Raw genomic sequence first — 15,561 nt, forward strand, 5'->3', positions numbered from 1 at the left:
AGGGGCTTGCGCGACCTGCGGGCGCGGGTCTCGGCCTTGCGCTGCGCGGTCAGGGCCGAGTAGAACGGGCGCGCGGTCCCTGCGCCCGTCTTCAGGCGTTTCGGCCTGTACGGACGGTAGGAGTCGTTCTCGTTGGACGCGAACCACAGGCCGCGCCTCAGCTCGCGGCTGACCGTGGACTTGTCCCGGCCGATCCTCAGGGCGATCTGGCGCACGCCGAGCCCCTCTCGGTTCCTCAGTTCGTCGATCCGGACTCGTTCCTCGGCCGACAGGTGGGAATACACTTTCGTCATGGGCGCAGCACTTTCTCTTCGGTTGTGGACTTGAACACTTCCAACCTTAGACAGGTGTTGCGCTTCTATTTAGAACCCGGGTTCTCGTCGCACCGGGCAGCCACGGCGTATACTTGGAAACATTCACAAAGCATCCCGGAGGAACACGAGGTTCTGCTGTCCCGTAATCAGATGTTCATGGTCGACGGTTTCGGCAGACTCCCGGACGGATCGACGCTGGTCTATCTAAGGATGGTGTGACATGCCGATCGCTCCCGACAGGCTGGACAAGTTCACATTCATGGCCGGCCAAGGCCGCTTCATCACCGATCCTGAGGTAATCAAACGCATCAACAAGCTCACAGGTTTCGTTCCGCCGACGCCGGAAGAGCAAGCGTACATCGCTGAGCAATGGGAAAAGCGTTTCGATGTGGAAGACGATCTTTCAACGGACAAACTCCGTGCCGAATACGCGCACAAGAAAGCATTGGGCGAGCTTTAACCCAAAGCCATCTTCATTTGTTCATGGCTACCCGCACGGGTGGCTTTTTTCATGCCCGGAACGGGCCTCGACAACACAATTCAGGAGGAAGCCACCAGTAACGCCGACCAGTCGCAGGACGATGCCGAGCCGCACGGCGAAGCGCAGTCCACGGATTGGGAGGCGAAGTACCACGAAGCCATCACCCATTCGCGTGAGTGGGAAAAGCGCGCGAAGGACAACAAGGCGACAGTTCGACCAGGCATCCGGCCCGGAAAAACACGGCAATACCGAATGAAAAGCCGCTCTCCCCTACTCCTTTATGGGGAAAGCGGCCATTATCAACGATGGATAGAAGCGAATGCGCCTATCAGCAGACCTTCCACATCCAGTTGTGCGGATCCTCCACCTCGCCGAGCTGGATGCCGAGCAGCTCATTGCGCAGATCGACGGTGAGCTTGCCGGAATTGCCGTCGGCCACGGTGACATCGAACTTCTCGGACTTGAAGCGACCGATCGGGGTGATGATGGCGGCGGTGCCGCAGGCGAACACCTCGGTGACCTCGCCGGACTTGATGTCCTCAAGCAGCTGGTCAAGGGCGATCATGGTCTCGACGACGTCGCGGCCGTGATCCTTCAGCAGCTGGATGAGGGAACGACGGGTGACGCCGGGCAGGATGTTGCCGGTGAGCGAAGGGGTCTCCACATGGCCGTCCTTGTGCACGACCATCATGTTCATACCGCCGAGCTCCTCAAGGTAGGTCTTGGTGGCGGCGTCGACGAAGCACACCTGCTGGCATCCGTTCTCGATGCCCGTGTACTCGCCGAGCAGGGAGGCGGCGTAGTTGCCGCCGCACTTGGCGAATCCGGTGCCGCCGGGGCCGGTGCGGAACCACTTGTCCTCCACCCAGATGCTCACCGGCTTGACGCCGCCGGGGAAGTACGGGCCGGAGGGAGATGCGATCACGCAGTAGTCCACCTCATGCGGGGCGCGCACGCCGAGGAACGGTTCGGAGGCGAACATGAACGGACGCATGTACAGCGTGTATTCGCGGCGGGTGGGCACCCAAGCGGCGTCGCGCTTGACCAGCGCGGCCACGGAGCCGAGGAAGTCATCGATGGACAGCTCCGGCAGGTACAGTCGCTTGGCGGAGTTCTGGAAGCGCTCGGCGTTGGCGTCCGGGCGGAACAGCCACACGGAGCCATCGGCGTGATGGTAGGCCTTGAGGCCTTCGAAGCATTCCTGCGCATAGTGCAGCACAGAGGCGCCCGGATCCATCTTCAGCGGAGCGTACGGCTCGACCCGACGATCGGACCACCCCTCGCCCTTCGTCCAGGACATGCGGGTCATGTTGTCGGAGAAGACCTGACCGAACGCCGGCTTGTCGATGAGCTCCTGACGCTTGGCGTCGGAGGCCGGATTCTCGTTCGGCAGAACGGTGAATGCATCTGCCAGCTTGGACAGTGCAGCCGGATCGTGATGAGTGTTTTCTGTCATTGTCACTTCTTTATCAACGTTGCCGCTCTCTGCTGGGGAGAACGGCTGTGGGTCGTTTGTCGGCGCTTCTGGCACCGAACTCAGGGTCAACTCTCTCACAGCTTCTGACAAGCCGTGTGGGAGAGTTCACATTATGAAAAACGTCGTATTCGGCGTACGCCGCATTTGATGCATTGGCATTCCCCATATGCGAAGAGCCCACGCGTATGATGTGCACGGTGGGCTCTGGGCCGATCCTGCCGTGAGGAACCATCGGGCAGGATCGGCTTCACGATCTATGCGGATCGTACGCTATACGAATCTATGTGAATCTCGTCTGAGTGAATCACTTGGCGTCGGCGGCCGGAGCAGCAGCCGGAGCGGCCTCGACGGAGGTATCCTCGGGCACCTCGACGGTGACGACGGACTCTTCCGGATCGTCGTGGACCAGCTCGACGCCTTCGGGCAGCACAACGTCCTTGGCCAGCACCTTGGTGCCGTCGACCATGCCGTCCACGCTGATGGTGATGCGCTCGGGCAGGTTGGTGACGTCGGCCTTGACCTTGAGCTCCTGGACGTCGACGAATGCGACGGCGGCGCCCTTCGGGGTGCCTTCGACGAACACCGGCACCTCGACCTCGATCTTCTCACCGGCGCGCACCTCGTAGAAGTCGATGTGCTCGATGATCTGCTTGACCGGGTTGCGCTGGATGTCCTTCACGACGGCCATCTTGGACTCGTCGCCGAACTTGATCTCGAACAGGGCGTTGGTACGACGCATGGCGTTGGTGGTCTCGCGCATCGGCAGCTGCACGAACACGGGCTGCTCACCGCCGGCGTAGACGGTGGCGGGGATCAGCTTGGCCACGCGCAGGCGACGGGCCGCACCCTTGCCGAACTCGGTACGAACGGTACCTTCCAGAGTGATATCTGCCATGATGTTCTCCTTACATCACAATGTTTCGTTCATTCGCTCCGGCGCATCGACGCACCGGGAAACACCGTGAATACGGAGTACCACAAGCCGAGTCGATAACGGAAGCGCGGCGTACCACCTTCCCTCGCCAAAGCAACAGTAGGCGAGCATAGCACGGATAATCCGCGAAGTCCATTTCGGCGATCGCAGCACGCGGTCGGGACTGCGCTGTCCGACGCAATCCGAAAACGTAAACAGGTTCCGTCCCCGAAGGAGCGGAACCTGTTCCGAATGCCGTCACACGCCCCGCAAGAATTGGTTGCGCGACGCGTGCGGCATCAAGGCGCGGGAGATGAAGGCGTACAAAGGTACGTCGAATCTCCCGCAACGCAGATGACGCTCCGTCACGCAATCAATTCCTTGACGGCGGCGATGATGGCCTGCAACTCCTTCTTCGCATCTCCGAACAGCATCTGCGTGTTGTCGTTGAAGTAGAGCTCGTTTTCGATGCCGGCGTAGCCCTTGCCGCGACCGCGCTTGATGACGACCACGTTTTCGGATTTGTCGACGTCGAGGATCGGCATGCCGGAGACCGGGGTGCCAGGGCGGCGGGCGGCGGGGTTGGTGACGTCGTTGGCGCCGACGACAAGGGAGATGGTGGCCGTGGGGAACTGCGGGTTGATCTCATCGAGATCGACGAGCTCCTCGTAGGGCACGTTGGCTTCGGCGAGCAGGACGTTCATGTGGCCGGGCATACGGCCGGCGACGGGATGGATGGCGTAGGCGACTTCGACGCCGCGGCTCTTGAGGAGTTCGCCGAGATCGGCAAGCTCGCGCTGGGCCTGGGCCATGGCGAGACCGAAGCCGGGAACGAAGATGACCTTCTGCGCGTAGACGAGCTGGACGGCGACGTCGTCGGCGGAGGTTTCCTTCATGGTGCCGGTCACGCCGTCGTCGCCACCGGCGGCGTTGTCGCCGCCGAATCCGCCGGCGAGGACGGAGAGCAGGGGCCGGTTCATGGCCTGGGCCATGAGGATGGAAAGGGTGACGCCGGCTGCGCCGACGAGGGCGCCGGCGACGATGAGGGCCACGTTGTCGATGGCGAGGCCGGACATGGCCACGGCGGTGCCGGTGCAGGCGTTGAGCACGGAGATGACGACGGGCATGTCGGCACCACCGATCGGGATGACGAACACCAGGCCGTAGCACAGGGCGAACACGGTGGTGAGCACGGACCACAGGAGTCGCTGTTCGGGCTGGATGCACAGCATGACGAACGCGGCGATGGTGAGCACGATGAACAGCACGTTCCAGAAGCTCTTGCCGGGCAGCTTGAGGTTCTTGACGAACCTGACGCCCTGAAGCTTACCGGCGGCGATGAGCGAACCGGTGAAGGTGACGGAGCCGATCATGATGCCAAGGCCTGCGGTGATGAGCACGACGAGGGTGGGTAGCTCCTCGTTGGTGAGGATGTCGTTGAGTGCGACGAGTGCCGCCGCACCGCCGCCGACCGTGTTGAACACGGAAACGAGCTGCGGCATGTCGGTCATCTTGACCTTCTTGGCGGAGGCGACGCCGGCCACCGCACCGATGAGGATGCCCACGACGAGCACGATCACGGCGGTGACGGAGATGAAGCCCTTGACGAAGAGGTGGATGAAGGCCATGATGACGGCGAACACCATGCCGGTGGCCGAGATCTGATTGCCCTTGCGAGCGGTCTTCGGCGAGTTCATGAAGTGCAGGCCCATGACGAACATGACGGCGGCCAGCAGGTACACGAACCATGCGACGATATCGATGGGGGTTGCGGTCATTACTTATCGCCTTCCTTCTCGTCCTTCTTGGAGGGCTTCGAGCTCTTGAACATCTCCAGCATGCGGTCGGTGACGACGTAGCCGCCGACGACGTTCATGGTTCCCAGCACGGCGGCGAGGAAGATGAACACGTAGGCGAGCGGCGTGTGGGCTTCGGCGGCGACGATGACGACGCCGACGATGACGATGCCGTGGATGGAGTTGGCGCCCGACATCAGCGGAGTGTGCAGGGTCGCCGGCACTTTGCCGATGACCTCGATGCCGATGAGCAGCGCGAGTACGAACAGGGTGATCGAAACGACGAGATCGGGCATGATCACTTCTCCTCTTCCTTGGCGGCCGGAGTGTTCACACGGCCGGCGACGATCAGCGCGTCGTCGAGTTCCTCGTTCGGATCCATGACGAGCGAGCCGTCATGGACGAAATGGGCGAGCACGTCGGCGACGTTGCGGGCAAGCAGGTTCGACGCGGTGGTGGCCACGCCGCTGGCCAGATCGGGGGCGCCGATGATCCGTACGCCGTTGTCGGTGACGATGGTCTGGTTCGGCTGGGATCCTTCGACGTTGCCGCCGAGATCGCTGGCGGCGCAGTCGACGATCACCGCTCCTCGGTGCAGTCCGTCCACACCGGCCTTGGTGAGCAGCATCGGCGGCTTGCGTCCGGGCACCTTCGCGGTGGTGATGACGACGTCGAACTCCGCGGCCTTGCCGTCCACGGCTGCCTGCTGGGCGGCCTGTTCCTCGGCGGTGAGCTGGCGGGCGTAGCCGCCTTCGCCCTGCCCCTTGGAGAAGTCGAGTCCGAGTTCAAGGAACTTGGCGCCGAGGGAGAGCACTTCGTTTTTCGCGGCGGGACGCACGTCATAGGCGGTGACGACGGCGCCCAGTCGACGGGCGGTGCCGATGGCCTGCAGTCCGGCGATGCCGGCACCCAGTACGAGCACCTTGGCGGGACGGATGGTGCCCGCGGCGGTGGTCATCATCGGGAAGAACGACCCGTAGGCGTCGGCGGCCTTGAGCACGGCCTTGTATCCCATGACGGAGTTCTGCGAGGTCATCTCGTCCATGGATTGCGCGGAGCTGAGCTGTCGCGGCAGACGCTCGATGGCCACTCCCACCAGTCCGTTTCGTTCCAGACGGTTCACGTACTCCTCGTCGGTGAACGAGCCGAGCATGCCGATGACCCATGATCCCTTCGGCAGTCTGTCGATCAGATCGCCGGACGGGCGGTCCACGAATCCGAAGGCCTGGGCCCGATTGATGATCGTCTCCGCGTCAGAGACCCGGGCGCCCGCAGCGGCATAGTCCTCATCGGCGTATCCCGCTGCGCTGCCGGCGCCGGTCTCCACCATGCAGGTGATGGACGAACGCTTGAGCCGCTTGACGATATCGGGGGTGAGCGCCACGCGAGCCTCATGCTCGGTGGTCTCATTGAAAATTCCATAAGTGATGGTCGATTGCGTATCTTCCGCCACCTGGTCCTCCTCATAATCTCTATGGCATCGGAGAGCCCGGTGCCATCGGCAAGTGTATACGAAAGTCAACACATGGCAATACGGAGGTTCAGAACAAAGGATTCTGCTTATCCTTAACAGTTCCGGTTCCCCTGTTTTCGCTGTTTTCCCTCGTTCCGGTTACAGTAGGGAGCATCGTGCCTATTCAAGGAGTCATTGTGGGATTGTTCTCTTCCGTCAAGTCGCAGATCATCGAAACAGCCAAGCAGGCCGCTAGCCTCGGTCGTTATGACGATGAAGCCACGCCGAACAACAAGGTGCTGGCCGACGCGGAGGACGGGGTGGCCGCAACGGATTCCGTTCGCCTGCCCCACACCGATGAGTGGGGGCCGAACTTCCCCACCACCACGTTCATCGACCCGGAAAGCGGGCTGCTCACCACCGATACCGCCGGGCAGCCTCCGTTGGACGAGGGCATGTCCATCTACGACATCTATGCGGATCGTGCCCGCCGCATGGGTGATGAACCTTTGTATACGTATAAGGACGATGGTCAGTGGGTCACGAAGACCGCCAACGAGTTCCTCGCCGACGTGAGGGCCGTGGCCAAGGGGCTGATCCATTACGGGCTGGGCAAGGGCGAGGCCGTGGCGTTCATGTGCCGCACGTCGTATGAATGGGATGTGACCGATGCGGCGGTGATGGCCTGCGGCGGCGTGCTGGCCACGATCTATGACACCGATTCCGCGGAGCAGATTCGCAACATCGTCAACAATTCGGACGCCCGCCTGCTGATCGTGCAGACGACGGATATGCGGGACAAGGCCGATGGCGCGGAGAATGACTGCCCGTCGCTCCAGCACATCGTCTGTATCGAAACCGGCGGACTTGAGGAGATCAAGGCGTACGGCGCGTCGATCGACGACCGGACGCTCGACGAACGCATCGATTCGGTGAAGAAGACCGATCTGTGCTCCATCGTCTACACCTCCGGTTCCACGGCCGCTCCCAAAGGTGTGGAGATGACTCATGAGCACTATTGCACCACGGCGTTGAATCTGCCCGACTATATGCCCGAGCTGCTGCACAACAAGAGCAATTCCGTTCTGCTGTTCCTGCCGCAGGCTCACTCCTTCGCCCGAGCCATCAACTACATCTGCGTGGCCAGCGACATCCGCATCTACATCGCCCAAGGCATCAAGACGCTGATCGCCGACCTGCAGGTGGCCAAACCTTCGGTGATGATCGTGGTGCCCCGCGTGCTGGAGAAGGTGTACAACGCAGCCTCCCAGAAGGCCGGTCACGGCGCCAAGGGACTGATCTTCGCCCAGGCCGCTCTCACCGCCCGCCGATACATGGATGAGGTATCCACCAACGGCAAGGCCAAGGCATCCACTGCGGCGAAGCGGGCGATGTATGATCCGCTGGTCTACTCCTCGCTACGTCAGGCGCTCGGCGGCCGTGCGAAGTGGATCGTCGCCGGCGGTGCTCCGCTCGATCCCGAACTGCTGGCGTTCTTCCGCGGCGCCAACGTGCCGGTGTATGAAGGTTATGGTCTGACCGAAACCACCGCTCCGTGCGCGTTCAATCCGCTGGGGGTGCCGTTCCATCAGGGTTCCGTCGGCATCGCCTTCCCCGGGTTCAAGCTGCGCATCGCCGAGGATGGTGAGATTCAGGTCAAGGGCATCGCCGTGTTCCCCCGGTACCACAAGAACGACGAGGCCTCCGCATCCTCGTTCACCGATGACGGCTGGTACACCACCGGCGACCTCGGCAAACTCGAAAACGACGGTTTCCTCTACATCACGGGCCGCAAGAAGGATCTCATCATCACCGCCGGCGGCAAGAACGTCTCCCCCGGCCCGATCGAAGAGGTGATTCAGCGCTGCGAATTCGTCTCCCAGGCTCTGGTGCTCGGTGACAAGCGGCCGTTCATCTCCGCGTTGATCACGCTGGATGAGGAGACGCTTCGTCCTTGGCTGGAATCGAAGGGTCTTGACCGCGATATGAGTCTTGCGGACGCGGCGAACAATGCCGCGGTGCGTGCCGAAATCCAGAAGTATGTGAATCTGGCGAATGAAGGTGTCTCCCGTGCGGAGTCCGTGCGAAAGTTTATCGTACTGCCTGAGGAGTTCAGCCAGGAGAACGGTCTGCTCACCGCATCGATGAAGGTGATCCGTCCCAAGGTGATCGCCCGTTACGCCGATCTGCTCAACACGCAGATGTACGCGCCCCGCAAGAAGAGCAACTAGCTCCCGTCCGCCGTACGCTCGAACGGATACACCTCTCCCCACTGCGCACGCAGAGCATCCATGATCCGCATGACCCGCAACGTCTCCTCATGCGGCATTTCCTCGCACTCGACGTCTCCGTGGAGCACCGCCTTCGCCGCCGAAACCACCTGATATTCGTATCCGGTGAGCTGCTTGGGCACGGCGATGGAATCGATCCGCCGATGATCCGCACCGAAGACGTCGATGCGTTCGGGATTGTTGATGTTCTCGACGATCAGATACCCACGGTCTCCCTGAATGACGCCGGTGCGGCTACCCGTGGAGACCATCGACGAGTCGACGACCGCCATCACACCGTTGTCGAGCCAGAACGTGGCGGAGAACTGCTCATCCACTCCCCTGTCCGTAAGGGAACAGGAGCTGACCGTACGAACGGGATCCGCCTCGGGGAACGCCATCAGCATGAAGTTGATCGGGTATACGCCGACGTCCAGCAGCGCACCGCCGGCCATGGCCGGATCGACCATTCTCGCCTTATGCGTGGTGGGGTATGACAGATTCGCGTACGCCTGATGCGGCGTGCCGATCACTCCGGACGACAGCGTATCGAGGATAATCCTTCGGCTCGGCATGTAGCGTGTCCATATCGCCTCGGTGCACAGCAGACGCGTCTGGCGGGAAACGTCCAGCACCCTGCGGGCCTGCCGCTCATTGGCGGTGAACGACTTCTCCACGAGCACGTTCTTCCCGGCCATCATGCAGGCGATGGCGTGCTCGGCATGCAGTGCATGGGGTGTGGCGATGTACACCAGATCAACCTCGGGATCGGCCAGCAGCTCCTCATAGGAACCGTATGCCTTGTCGAAGCCGTACTGCCTGCCGAAGGTCTCCGCGCGTTCGCGATCCGCACGGGTCGCCACCGCATACGCTCGGACGAGCTTCGAATATCGCTCATCCTGACCCATCATCCGCAACGTTTCGGCCATATGATGCGCTATGCGTCCGCAGCCGAGAATGGCCACGTTGACGATGCCGCCGTGCGCTCCGTTTCTTGCGCTCATGGGAGTCTCCTCTCTTTACCCTGTTCCACCGGCCTGTTCCATTACCCTGTTCCATTGGCCTCGGCCGTCGGCCGAAAGACTCAGAAGCCCAGACGTTCCAGCTTCTTCGGATCGGACTGCCATCCCTTGGCCACCTTCACATGCATGTCGAGGTTGGCCTTGCATCCCACGATGCGGTTGATCGGCGTGCGCAGCTTCTTCTTGACCCGCACCAGATGCTCGGCCTTCCTGCCGATGATGATGGGCTTCTGCGAATCTCGCTCCACGTACACCGACACATGCACCTGGGCCTTCGGCCGGGGTTCACCGGGAACGGTGGAATCCGTTTCCCCGTCTTCGGAATCCGGAGCATCCTCCGGGTATTCAATGGCATCGACCACCACGGCCAGCGAATGAGGCAGCTCGTCGTCCAGCTCCTCAAGGAACGCACCGCGAATCAGTTCGGCGATGTCGTCCTCCGGGGACTCCTCGGTGAGCTGATCGTCCGGATACATCTTCGGGCCTTCGGGCATGGCGTCGATGAACACCCGGCGAACCTCGGCGAGATTGTCCTGCTGCAGAGCCGAAACCGGCACGATCTCCGTGAAATCGGCAAACTCGTTGATGGCGATGAGCTTGTCCACCAGCTCGGTTCGGTTCAGCTCATCGATCTTCGTGACGATGCCGATCAGCGGCACCTTCCACTTGAATCCGCCGTCGTCCAGCTTGACGGCGAACTGGCTGCGCAGTCGACTGAGAATGCGCTTGTCGCCCGGCCCGATCTCCTGATCGGCAGGCAGCAGAAACGCGATGGCATCCGCGTCGGACAGCGATTCGTCGACGATATCGTTCAAACGCTGCCCAAGCAGCGTACGAGGACGGTGGATGCCGGGGGTGTCCACCAGCACGATCTGCGCGGCGTCCGTGGTCATCACGCCTCTGATGGCCTTTCGCGTGGTTTCCGGGCGCGATGAGGTGATGGCGATATGCGAGCCGATCAGCGCGTTGATCAGCGTGGACTTTCCTACGTTCGGCCGTCCGACGACCGCAATGAATCCGGATCGATAAACTTCTTGCATAGGGTCCTACCTTAGCGTGAAGCCTGTGCAAATGACGATCACGTCAGTCCGCGAACGACTCCTGGCGCCCGTTGTCCTCGCCGTCACGATGTTCGTCGTGTTCTCCACCATGCTCGCGGCGCTGCTCGTGCCGTTCGTCATGTTCGATGCCCGAGTCGCCGGCGACTTCCACCAGAATGGTGGACACCTTCTTGCGTCGGCCGGCGGAATCAACGGCGGTCAGACGCAGACCATGCGTCACCGCGGACGAGCCCACCAGCGGCACCTTGCCGAGCATCTTGGTGAGCAAACCGTAGAGCGTGTCCACGTCGTCCTCGTCCATGTCGATCTCGAACAGCTCCTCGATATCGGCTATGGATGCGCGGGCGGGGAACTTCCATTTTCCTTCCGCAATGCGTTCCGGTTCCAGTTTCTGCGTACGATCGTGCTCGTCCTCCAATTCGCCCACGATCTGCTCGATGGTGTCCTCGATGGTCACCAGACCGGCGATTCCGCCGTATTCGTCTACCACGATGGCCACATGCTGTCGTTGCCGCTGCATCTGATGGAACAGGTCGTCCACTGGCTTGGATTCCGGAACCAGCAGAGGATCGCGGCTGATCGATTCGACCGGGCGGTCCGTGGCCGCGGGATTGAACGCCACGGCACGAACGGCGTCCTTGAGATAGGCGATGCCGACGAGATCATCCACCGAATCCCCGATGATCGGCACACGGGAGAATCCGGATCGGGAGAACATCTTCAGCACGCTGCCGAGCTTCTCATCCTTGCCGATGCAGATCATGTCGGTTCTCGGCACCATGATCTCGCGTGTCAACGTTTCGGAAAGAGTGAGCACGTTGCGCAGCATCTCCGAAATCTCGGGATCGAAGTCGTCGGTTTCAACCAACCGGTCGATCATCGCCCGACCCTGATCGAGATGGATCTTCTCCAGCTCCTCGTCATCGGACAGTTCCGATCTGCTTTTGGAGGTGCTGATACCGTTCACTCTGGCGAACGGGGTGAGCCATGACACGATCGAGACGATTCTGGAATGCCTCAGCATGATCTGCAACGGCTTGGACGCGCCACTCGACCGAGGTCGAACCAGCACGGAGATCACACCGATCACGAAGGCGAACAACACGCCGGCCAGCACCGAGCCCCACAGAGGGACGCCAAGCAGGTCGGCCCCGGACGCCACGAGAGCGCCATCCACGATATTGCATACGATGCGGAAGAACGCGCATGATCCTGCGGTTGCGAATCTGTCCGACACGAGACGCTGAACCCGATGGATGCGATCGATCTGCTTCATCTTGACGAACTGCGAATCCGCACCGGTCTGCACTTCCAGAATGCGGTTGTTCAGGCTTGATCGCGTCACTCGGGCCACCGCGCCTTCGGCGGATGCCATGACCAGCGAAAACCAGACGAGCAGCAGAGCGACCATAGTCATCACGACGACTATGGGTATCAGAGGGTCAACCATGATTCAGTTCAGTCCTAACGTTCCTAACGGTTCCAACGGTTCGAGGTCACTTGAGCCGGGTCCTCACTCCTTGCCGTCCGAGTCGTCTGCCCGATGGGCGGCGTCGTACGCGGCGAGAAGATCCGGCGCCCCTTCGGGAAGCGTGACGTCGTTGAGCACTCCGGGCCTTAAGGCAAGGAAGGTGAGCAGCAGCTGCCGCTGCAGCCCGAACATCTGCCTTTCCTCTTCGGTGGTGGTGTGATCGTAACCCAACAGATGCAGAATGCCGTGGATGGTGAGCAGCAGCATCTCCTGGATTATGGAGTGGCCTGCCGCGCGAGCCTGCTCGGCAGCCACATACGGGCAGATCACGATGTCGCCGAGCATGCCTTCGGGAAGATCCTTGCCGTTGCCGGGACGCAGCTCATCCATCGGAAAGCTCATCACGTCGGTCGGCCCTTCGAGGCTCATCCATCGCTCGTGCAGCACGGCCATGGCGGCCGGCTCGTTGAACATGATCGTCAGATCGGACTGCGTGCTCACCCTCATCTGGTCGAGCACCCATACACCCAGATCGGAGAACACCTTCGGATCGATGGTCCAAGGGGTTTCATTGGTGACTTCGACGCTCATTCGTCGGTCTTCTCCTTTCGCGCGGTTCTCCGCGCCGTCGAGCCGTGTCCCTGCCGTCTTTCGGCATACCGGTCGTACGCCTGCACGATCCTGCCGACCAGCTCGTGCCTGACCACATCCTGCGGCTGCAGATGGATGAAGGCGATGTCGTCGATGCCGCCCAAAACACGTTCGATGGTGGCGAGGCCGGATTTGGGAACAGTGAGATCAACCTGCGTGATGTCGCCGGTGATGATCATGCGCGTGTTGAATCCGAGTCTTGTGAGGAACATCTTCATCTGCTGCTCGGTGGTGTTCTGCGCCTCGTCGAGGATCACATACGCATCGTTGAGCGTTCGTCCTCGCATGTAGGCGAGCGGGGCCACCTCGATGGTGTTGTCGGCCAGATACCGGTGAAGCTGATCCGAACCGAGCATGTCGGAGAGCGCGTCGTACAGAGGCCGCAGGTACGGGTCCACCTTCTCGCTCAGCGTGCCCGGCAGAAAGCCGAGGTTCTCCCCCGCCTCCACCGCCGGACGGGTGAGGATGATGCGACGCACCTTGCCGTCTTCGAAGGCGCGAACCGCACGGGCCACGGCAAGATATGTCTTGCCCGTTCCGGCGGGTCCTATGGCGAAGGTGATCGTGTGATCCTCCATCGCATTGACGTATTCGATCTGGCCGGCCGTCTTGGGCCTGACCGGCTGGCCCAGCGCGAAGGTGATGACCCCCGGCACCTGCATTCTGCGACGCTCCTGCGGGCGCTTCACCAGCGGGGCCTTCTCCCGGTTCTCCCGATCCCGCAACTGCTTCGCGGTGTGGGTGAGGCTGCGAACCGTGGAACGCCCCATCTGCTCGCGCACCTTCGCGTCGAATCCGCCCCGGGCGCTGGTATTGAGCAATCGGCGTACGGTATCGGCGTCCATCGGTGCGGTGTACGCGGTCTGGATGATGGTTTCGATGATCTCCTGAGCCTGCGCGGCCTGAGGCTCGGTCTGCTTGGACCGGGACATGATGGCCACGCGATTGCCGCGCACGATGATGGTGAGTTCGGGGAACGCCCTCTCCACCTCACGCAGCACCTGATCGGCTGGCCCCAGAACGGATACGGGGTTGAGTTCGGACGGGATGGTGATGGTGCGAGTCGTGGTCGCCACTGAAATCCTGACCTTTTCCTTTCCTGTTCGCTGCTGTCTGACGTATGGTCCGGCGTCTATTCGTCGAGGACCTCTCCCGTGAGCACATGGGCATGCACATGGAACACCGTCTGCCCCGCATCCCTGCCGGTGTTGAACACCAGACGGTATTCGCCGTGGAACTCCTTGTCGGCGATGGATTGAGCCACTTCGACGATGTGCGACAGCTCCTGCGGATCCTGCTTCGCCAATGCCGCCACGTTCCCGTAGTGCCGCTTGGGAACGACGAGCACATGCACCTTGGCCTTGGGGTTGATGTCCTTGAACGCGTAGGTGGTGTCGTCCTCATACACCTTCGTGCTCGGAATCTGACCGGCGATGATCTTGCAGAACAGGCAATCGCTTTCCTGGCTCATGCATCCTCCTCCATGAATTCATGATTGCAACCGACGGTTCAATGCTATTGCGCCGCTCGGATAAACCATGGATCGACAACACCGTCAGGAAACATCATCAGGGAGCATCAGGAAAAACGCCCCAGCGATCTGGCCAGCAACGCCAAGGCCACAGGTCCGGCCGTGGACGCCCGCATGATGTTCGTTCCCAGCACCACGGCATGGGCGCCCGCCTCCACGAACATGGCGATTTCATCCTCGCTGATGCCTCCCTCGGGGCCCACCACCACGTTGATGGTCCTCGCACGGCCATCGGCAAGGCAACGATCGGCAAGCTCCCGTGAAAGTCCCTCGATCTCATCCCAGGTGTCGGTGGCGTCCTGATGGAGCACGATCACCAGATCACCGTGTACGTTCGCCCGGCGACACAATTCGACGATCTGCCGGCTGGTGATCTTCGATTCCAAACCGGGCAGCCATGCCCTGCGCGACTGTTCGGTGGCGGCGGCGAGCACCTGACGCCATTTGGCGGCGGCCTTGGTCTCCTTCGCCGCCTTCCACTGCACGATCGAACGATTGGCCTGCCAGGGGATCACCTCGTCCACGCCGATCTCCGTGGCGGTTTCAATGGCCTGCTCGTCCCTGCCGGATTTGGCCAGAGCCTGAATCAGCGCAAGACGGGTGACCGGTGCCGGTTCGCGTCCCACCTCGTCCACGGTGACCTGCCTGGCCTGGGGGTCATGCACCGTGGCGAGAATGCGTAGTCCCCGGCCGTCGGAAAGCTGAAGCCTATCACCCTCACCGAGACGCATCGCTTTGAAGGCGTGACGCGCCACGGATTCGGGAACGGTGATTACCCAGCCGCTATGCAGCTCGTCACTACTGATGGGTGTCTCGTCGATCTCGGGATCGAATAGGAACAACGGAAAAGTCATGCTTCAAGGCTACCGAACATCAGCCGGCGTGTCGTAGATTTGACATTTGCGGGCAAGTCGGTGTTATAGTTTCACCTGTTGCTTTTCGCAATCACCTTGTCCGGGTGGCGGAATGGTAGACGCGCTAGCTTGAGGTGCTAGTGGTTATTTTATACAACCGTGCGGGTTCAAGTCCCGCTCCGGACACCAGTTGAGCCCCTTGATTTTCAAGGGGTTTTTTCGTATCGCCATGCATCGCCGCACATGCATGAAGCCGTCAATCATATG

14 protein-coding genes, 1 tRNA gene and 1 pseudogene are annotated in these 15,561 nt (G+C 61.4%); 3 read left to right on the forward strand and 13 right to left on the reverse strand.

All coding sequences use genetic code 11. The features are described 5' to 3' along the window. Positions 1–293: helix-turn-helix domain-containing protein (locus Uis1B_RS09735; protein ID WP_165782843.1), on the reverse strand; the 293-nt coding region annotated here is incomplete at its 3' end. A 241-nt stretch (positions 294–534) separates the two neighbouring features. On the opposite strand from Uis1B_RS09735, the gene Uis1B_RS09740 reads away from it, so the two are divergent. Then, complete coding sequence (locus Uis1B_RS09740) at positions 535–774, forward strand: hypothetical protein (protein ID WP_101617852.1); 240 nt, start codon at positions 535–537, stop codon at positions 772–774. Positions 775–1,123: 349 nt separating this feature from the next. On the opposite strand, the gene Uis1B_RS09750 is transcribed toward Uis1B_RS09740, so the two are convergent. The 5 genes from Uis1B_RS09750 to Uis1B_RS09770 all read right to left on the reverse strand — a co-directional run bounded on the left by Uis1B_RS09750 (position 1,124) and on the right by Uis1B_RS09770 (position 6,434). Beyond that, positions 1,124–2,251 (reverse strand): branched-chain amino acid aminotransferase, encoded by a 1,128-nt coding sequence (locus tag Uis1B_RS09750; RefSeq protein WP_101617853.1) that lies wholly within the window; start codon positions 2,249–2,251, stop codon positions 1,124–1,126. 325 nt (positions 2,252–2,576) lie between these two features. After that, positions 2,577–3,167: a 50S ribosomal protein L25/general stress protein Ctc gene (locus tag Uis1B_RS09755; RefSeq protein WP_101617855.1), complete on the reverse strand. Its 591-nt coding sequence runs from the start codon at positions 3,165–3,167 to the stop codon at positions 2,577–2,579. Between the two features lie 383 nt (positions 3,168–3,550). Further along, on the reverse strand, positions 3,551–4,963 hold the full coding sequence (locus Uis1B_RS09760; RefSeq protein ID WP_101617858.1) for an NAD(P)(+) transhydrogenase (Re/Si-specific) subunit beta: 1,413 nt from the start codon (positions 4,961–4,963) through the stop codon (positions 3,551–3,553). Then, a complete protein-coding gene (locus Uis1B_RS09765; RefSeq protein WP_094665387.1) occupies positions 4,963–5,277 on the reverse strand; it encodes an NAD(P) transhydrogenase subunit alpha part 2 in 315 nt (104 codons plus the stop codon). Before Uis1B_RS09765 ends, Uis1B_RS09760 begins: the two co-directional genes overlap by 1 nt. 2 nt (positions 5,278–5,279) lie before the next feature. Further along, the gene (locus tag Uis1B_RS09770) at positions 5,280–6,434 is read right to left on the reverse strand and encodes an NAD(P) transhydrogenase subunit alpha (protein WP_101617861.1); all 1,155 of its coding nucleotides are present in this window, start codon (positions 6,432–6,434) and stop codon (positions 5,280–5,282) included. A gap of 341 nt (positions 6,435–6,775) precedes the next feature. Here Uis1B_RS09770 and Uis1B_RS09775 point away from each other — a divergent pair. Next, positions 6,776–8,665: pseudogene (locus tag Uis1B_RS09775) on the forward strand (AMP-dependent synthetase/ligase); the annotation flags it as partial. On the opposite strand, the gene Uis1B_RS09780 reads toward Uis1B_RS09775, so the two are convergent. The 7 genes from Uis1B_RS09780 to Uis1B_RS09810 form a co-directional block, all read right to left on the reverse strand. After that, positions 8,662–9,708 carry a Gfo/Idh/MocA family protein gene (locus Uis1B_RS09780; protein WP_101617863.1) on the reverse strand — a complete coding sequence of 349 codons (1,047 nt, stop codon included), beginning with the start codon at positions 9,706–9,708 and terminating at the stop codon, positions 8,662–8,664. The pseudogene Uis1B_RS09775 and the gene Uis1B_RS09780 overlap by 4 nt on opposite strands. 80 nt (positions 9,709–9,788) lie before the next feature. Continuing rightward, positions 9,789–10,766 carry a GTPase Era gene (era, locus tag Uis1B_RS09785; RefSeq protein WP_101617866.1) on the reverse strand — a complete coding sequence of 326 codons (978 nt, stop codon included), beginning with the start codon at positions 10,764–10,766 and terminating at the stop codon, positions 9,789–9,791. A gap of 43 nt (positions 10,767–10,809) precedes the next feature. After that, positions 10,810–12,237 carry a hemolysin family protein gene (locus tag Uis1B_RS09790; RefSeq protein ID WP_101617868.1) on the reverse strand — a complete coding sequence of 476 codons (1,428 nt, stop codon included), beginning with the start codon at positions 12,235–12,237 and terminating at the stop codon, positions 10,810–10,812. Between the two features lie 63 nt (positions 12,238–12,300). Then, positions 12,301–12,849, reverse strand: coding sequence for an rRNA maturation RNase YbeY (gene ybeY / locus Uis1B_RS09795; RefSeq protein WP_101617869.1), 549 nt, complete (start codon positions 12,847–12,849; stop codon positions 12,301–12,303). After that, entirely contained in the window at positions 12,846–13,985 is a 1,140-nt protein-coding gene (locus Uis1B_RS09800; RefSeq protein ID WP_101617871.1) for a PhoH family protein, read from the reverse strand. The genes ybeY and Uis1B_RS09800 overlap by 4 nt, the downstream gene beginning before the upstream one ends. Before the next feature lie 56 nt (positions 13,986–14,041). After that, positions 14,042–14,380 carry a histidine triad nucleotide-binding protein gene (locus Uis1B_RS09805; protein ID WP_101617873.1) on the reverse strand — a complete coding sequence of 113 codons (339 nt, stop codon included), beginning with the start codon at positions 14,378–14,380 and terminating at the stop codon, positions 14,042–14,044. Positions 14,381–14,487: 107 nt separating this feature from the next. Next, positions 14,488–15,294: a 16S rRNA (uracil(1498)-N(3))-methyltransferase gene (locus Uis1B_RS09810; protein WP_101617875.1), complete on the reverse strand. Its 807-nt coding sequence runs from the start codon at positions 15,292–15,294 to the stop codon at positions 14,488–14,490. A 98-nt stretch (positions 15,295–15,392) separates the two neighbouring features. Between Uis1B_RS09810 and Uis1B_RS09815 the strand changes: the two genes are divergently transcribed. Beyond that, positions 15,393–15,483: transfer RNA gene (locus tag Uis1B_RS09815), tRNA-Leu, on the forward strand. Positions 15,484–15,561: the final 78 nt, after the last annotated feature.

Origin of the sequence: Bifidobacterium margollesii (assembly GCF_002860355.1) — a bacterium.
Classification (GTDB): Bacteria; Actinomycetota; Actinomycetes; order Actinomycetales; family Bifidobacteriaceae; genus Galliscardovia; species Galliscardovia margollesii.

Bases quoted from the DNA above. Each gene is read 5' to 3' on its own strand.
- Uis1B_RS09780 (WP_101617863.1), bottom strand. From the start codon at position 9,708: ATGAGCGCAAGAAACGGAGCGCACGGCGGCATCGTCAACGTGGCCATT.
- era (WP_101617866.1), bottom strand. From the start codon at position 10,766: ATGCAAGAAGTTTATCGATCCGGATTCATTGCGGTCGTCGGACGGCCG.
- Uis1B_RS09805 (WP_101617873.1), bottom strand. From the start codon at position 14,380: ATGAGCCAGGAAAGCGATTGCCTGTTCTGCAAGATCATCGCCGGTCAG.
- Uis1B_RS09790 (WP_101617868.1), bottom strand. From the start codon at position 12,237: ATGGTTGACCCTCTGATACCCATAGTCGTCGTGATGACTATGGTCGCT.
- Uis1B_RS09760 (WP_101617858.1), bottom strand. From the start codon at position 4,963: ATGACCGCAACCCCCATCGATATCGTCGCATGGTTCGTGTACCTGCTG.
- Uis1B_RS09740 (WP_101617852.1), top strand. From the start codon at position 535: ATGCCGATCGCTCCCGACAGGCTGGACAAGTTCACATTCATGGCCGGC.
- Uis1B_RS09755 (WP_101617855.1), bottom strand. From the start codon at position 3,167: ATGGCAGATATCACTCTGGAAGGTACCGTTCGTACCGAGTTCGGCAAG.
- Uis1B_RS09810 (WP_101617875.1), bottom strand. From the start codon at position 15,294: ATGACTTTTCCGTTGTTCCTATTCGATCCCGAGATCGACGAGACACCC.
- Uis1B_RS09765 (WP_094665387.1), bottom strand. From the start codon at position 5,277: ATGCCCGATCTCGTCGTTTCGATCACCCTGTTCGTACTCGCGCTGCTC.
- Uis1B_RS09750 (WP_101617853.1), bottom strand. From the start codon at position 2,251: ATGACAGAAAACACTCATCACGATCCGGCTGCACTGTCCAAGCTGGCA.
- ybeY (WP_101617869.1), bottom strand. From the start codon at position 12,849: ATGAGCGTCGAAGTCACCAATGAAACCCCTTGGACCATCGATCCGAAG.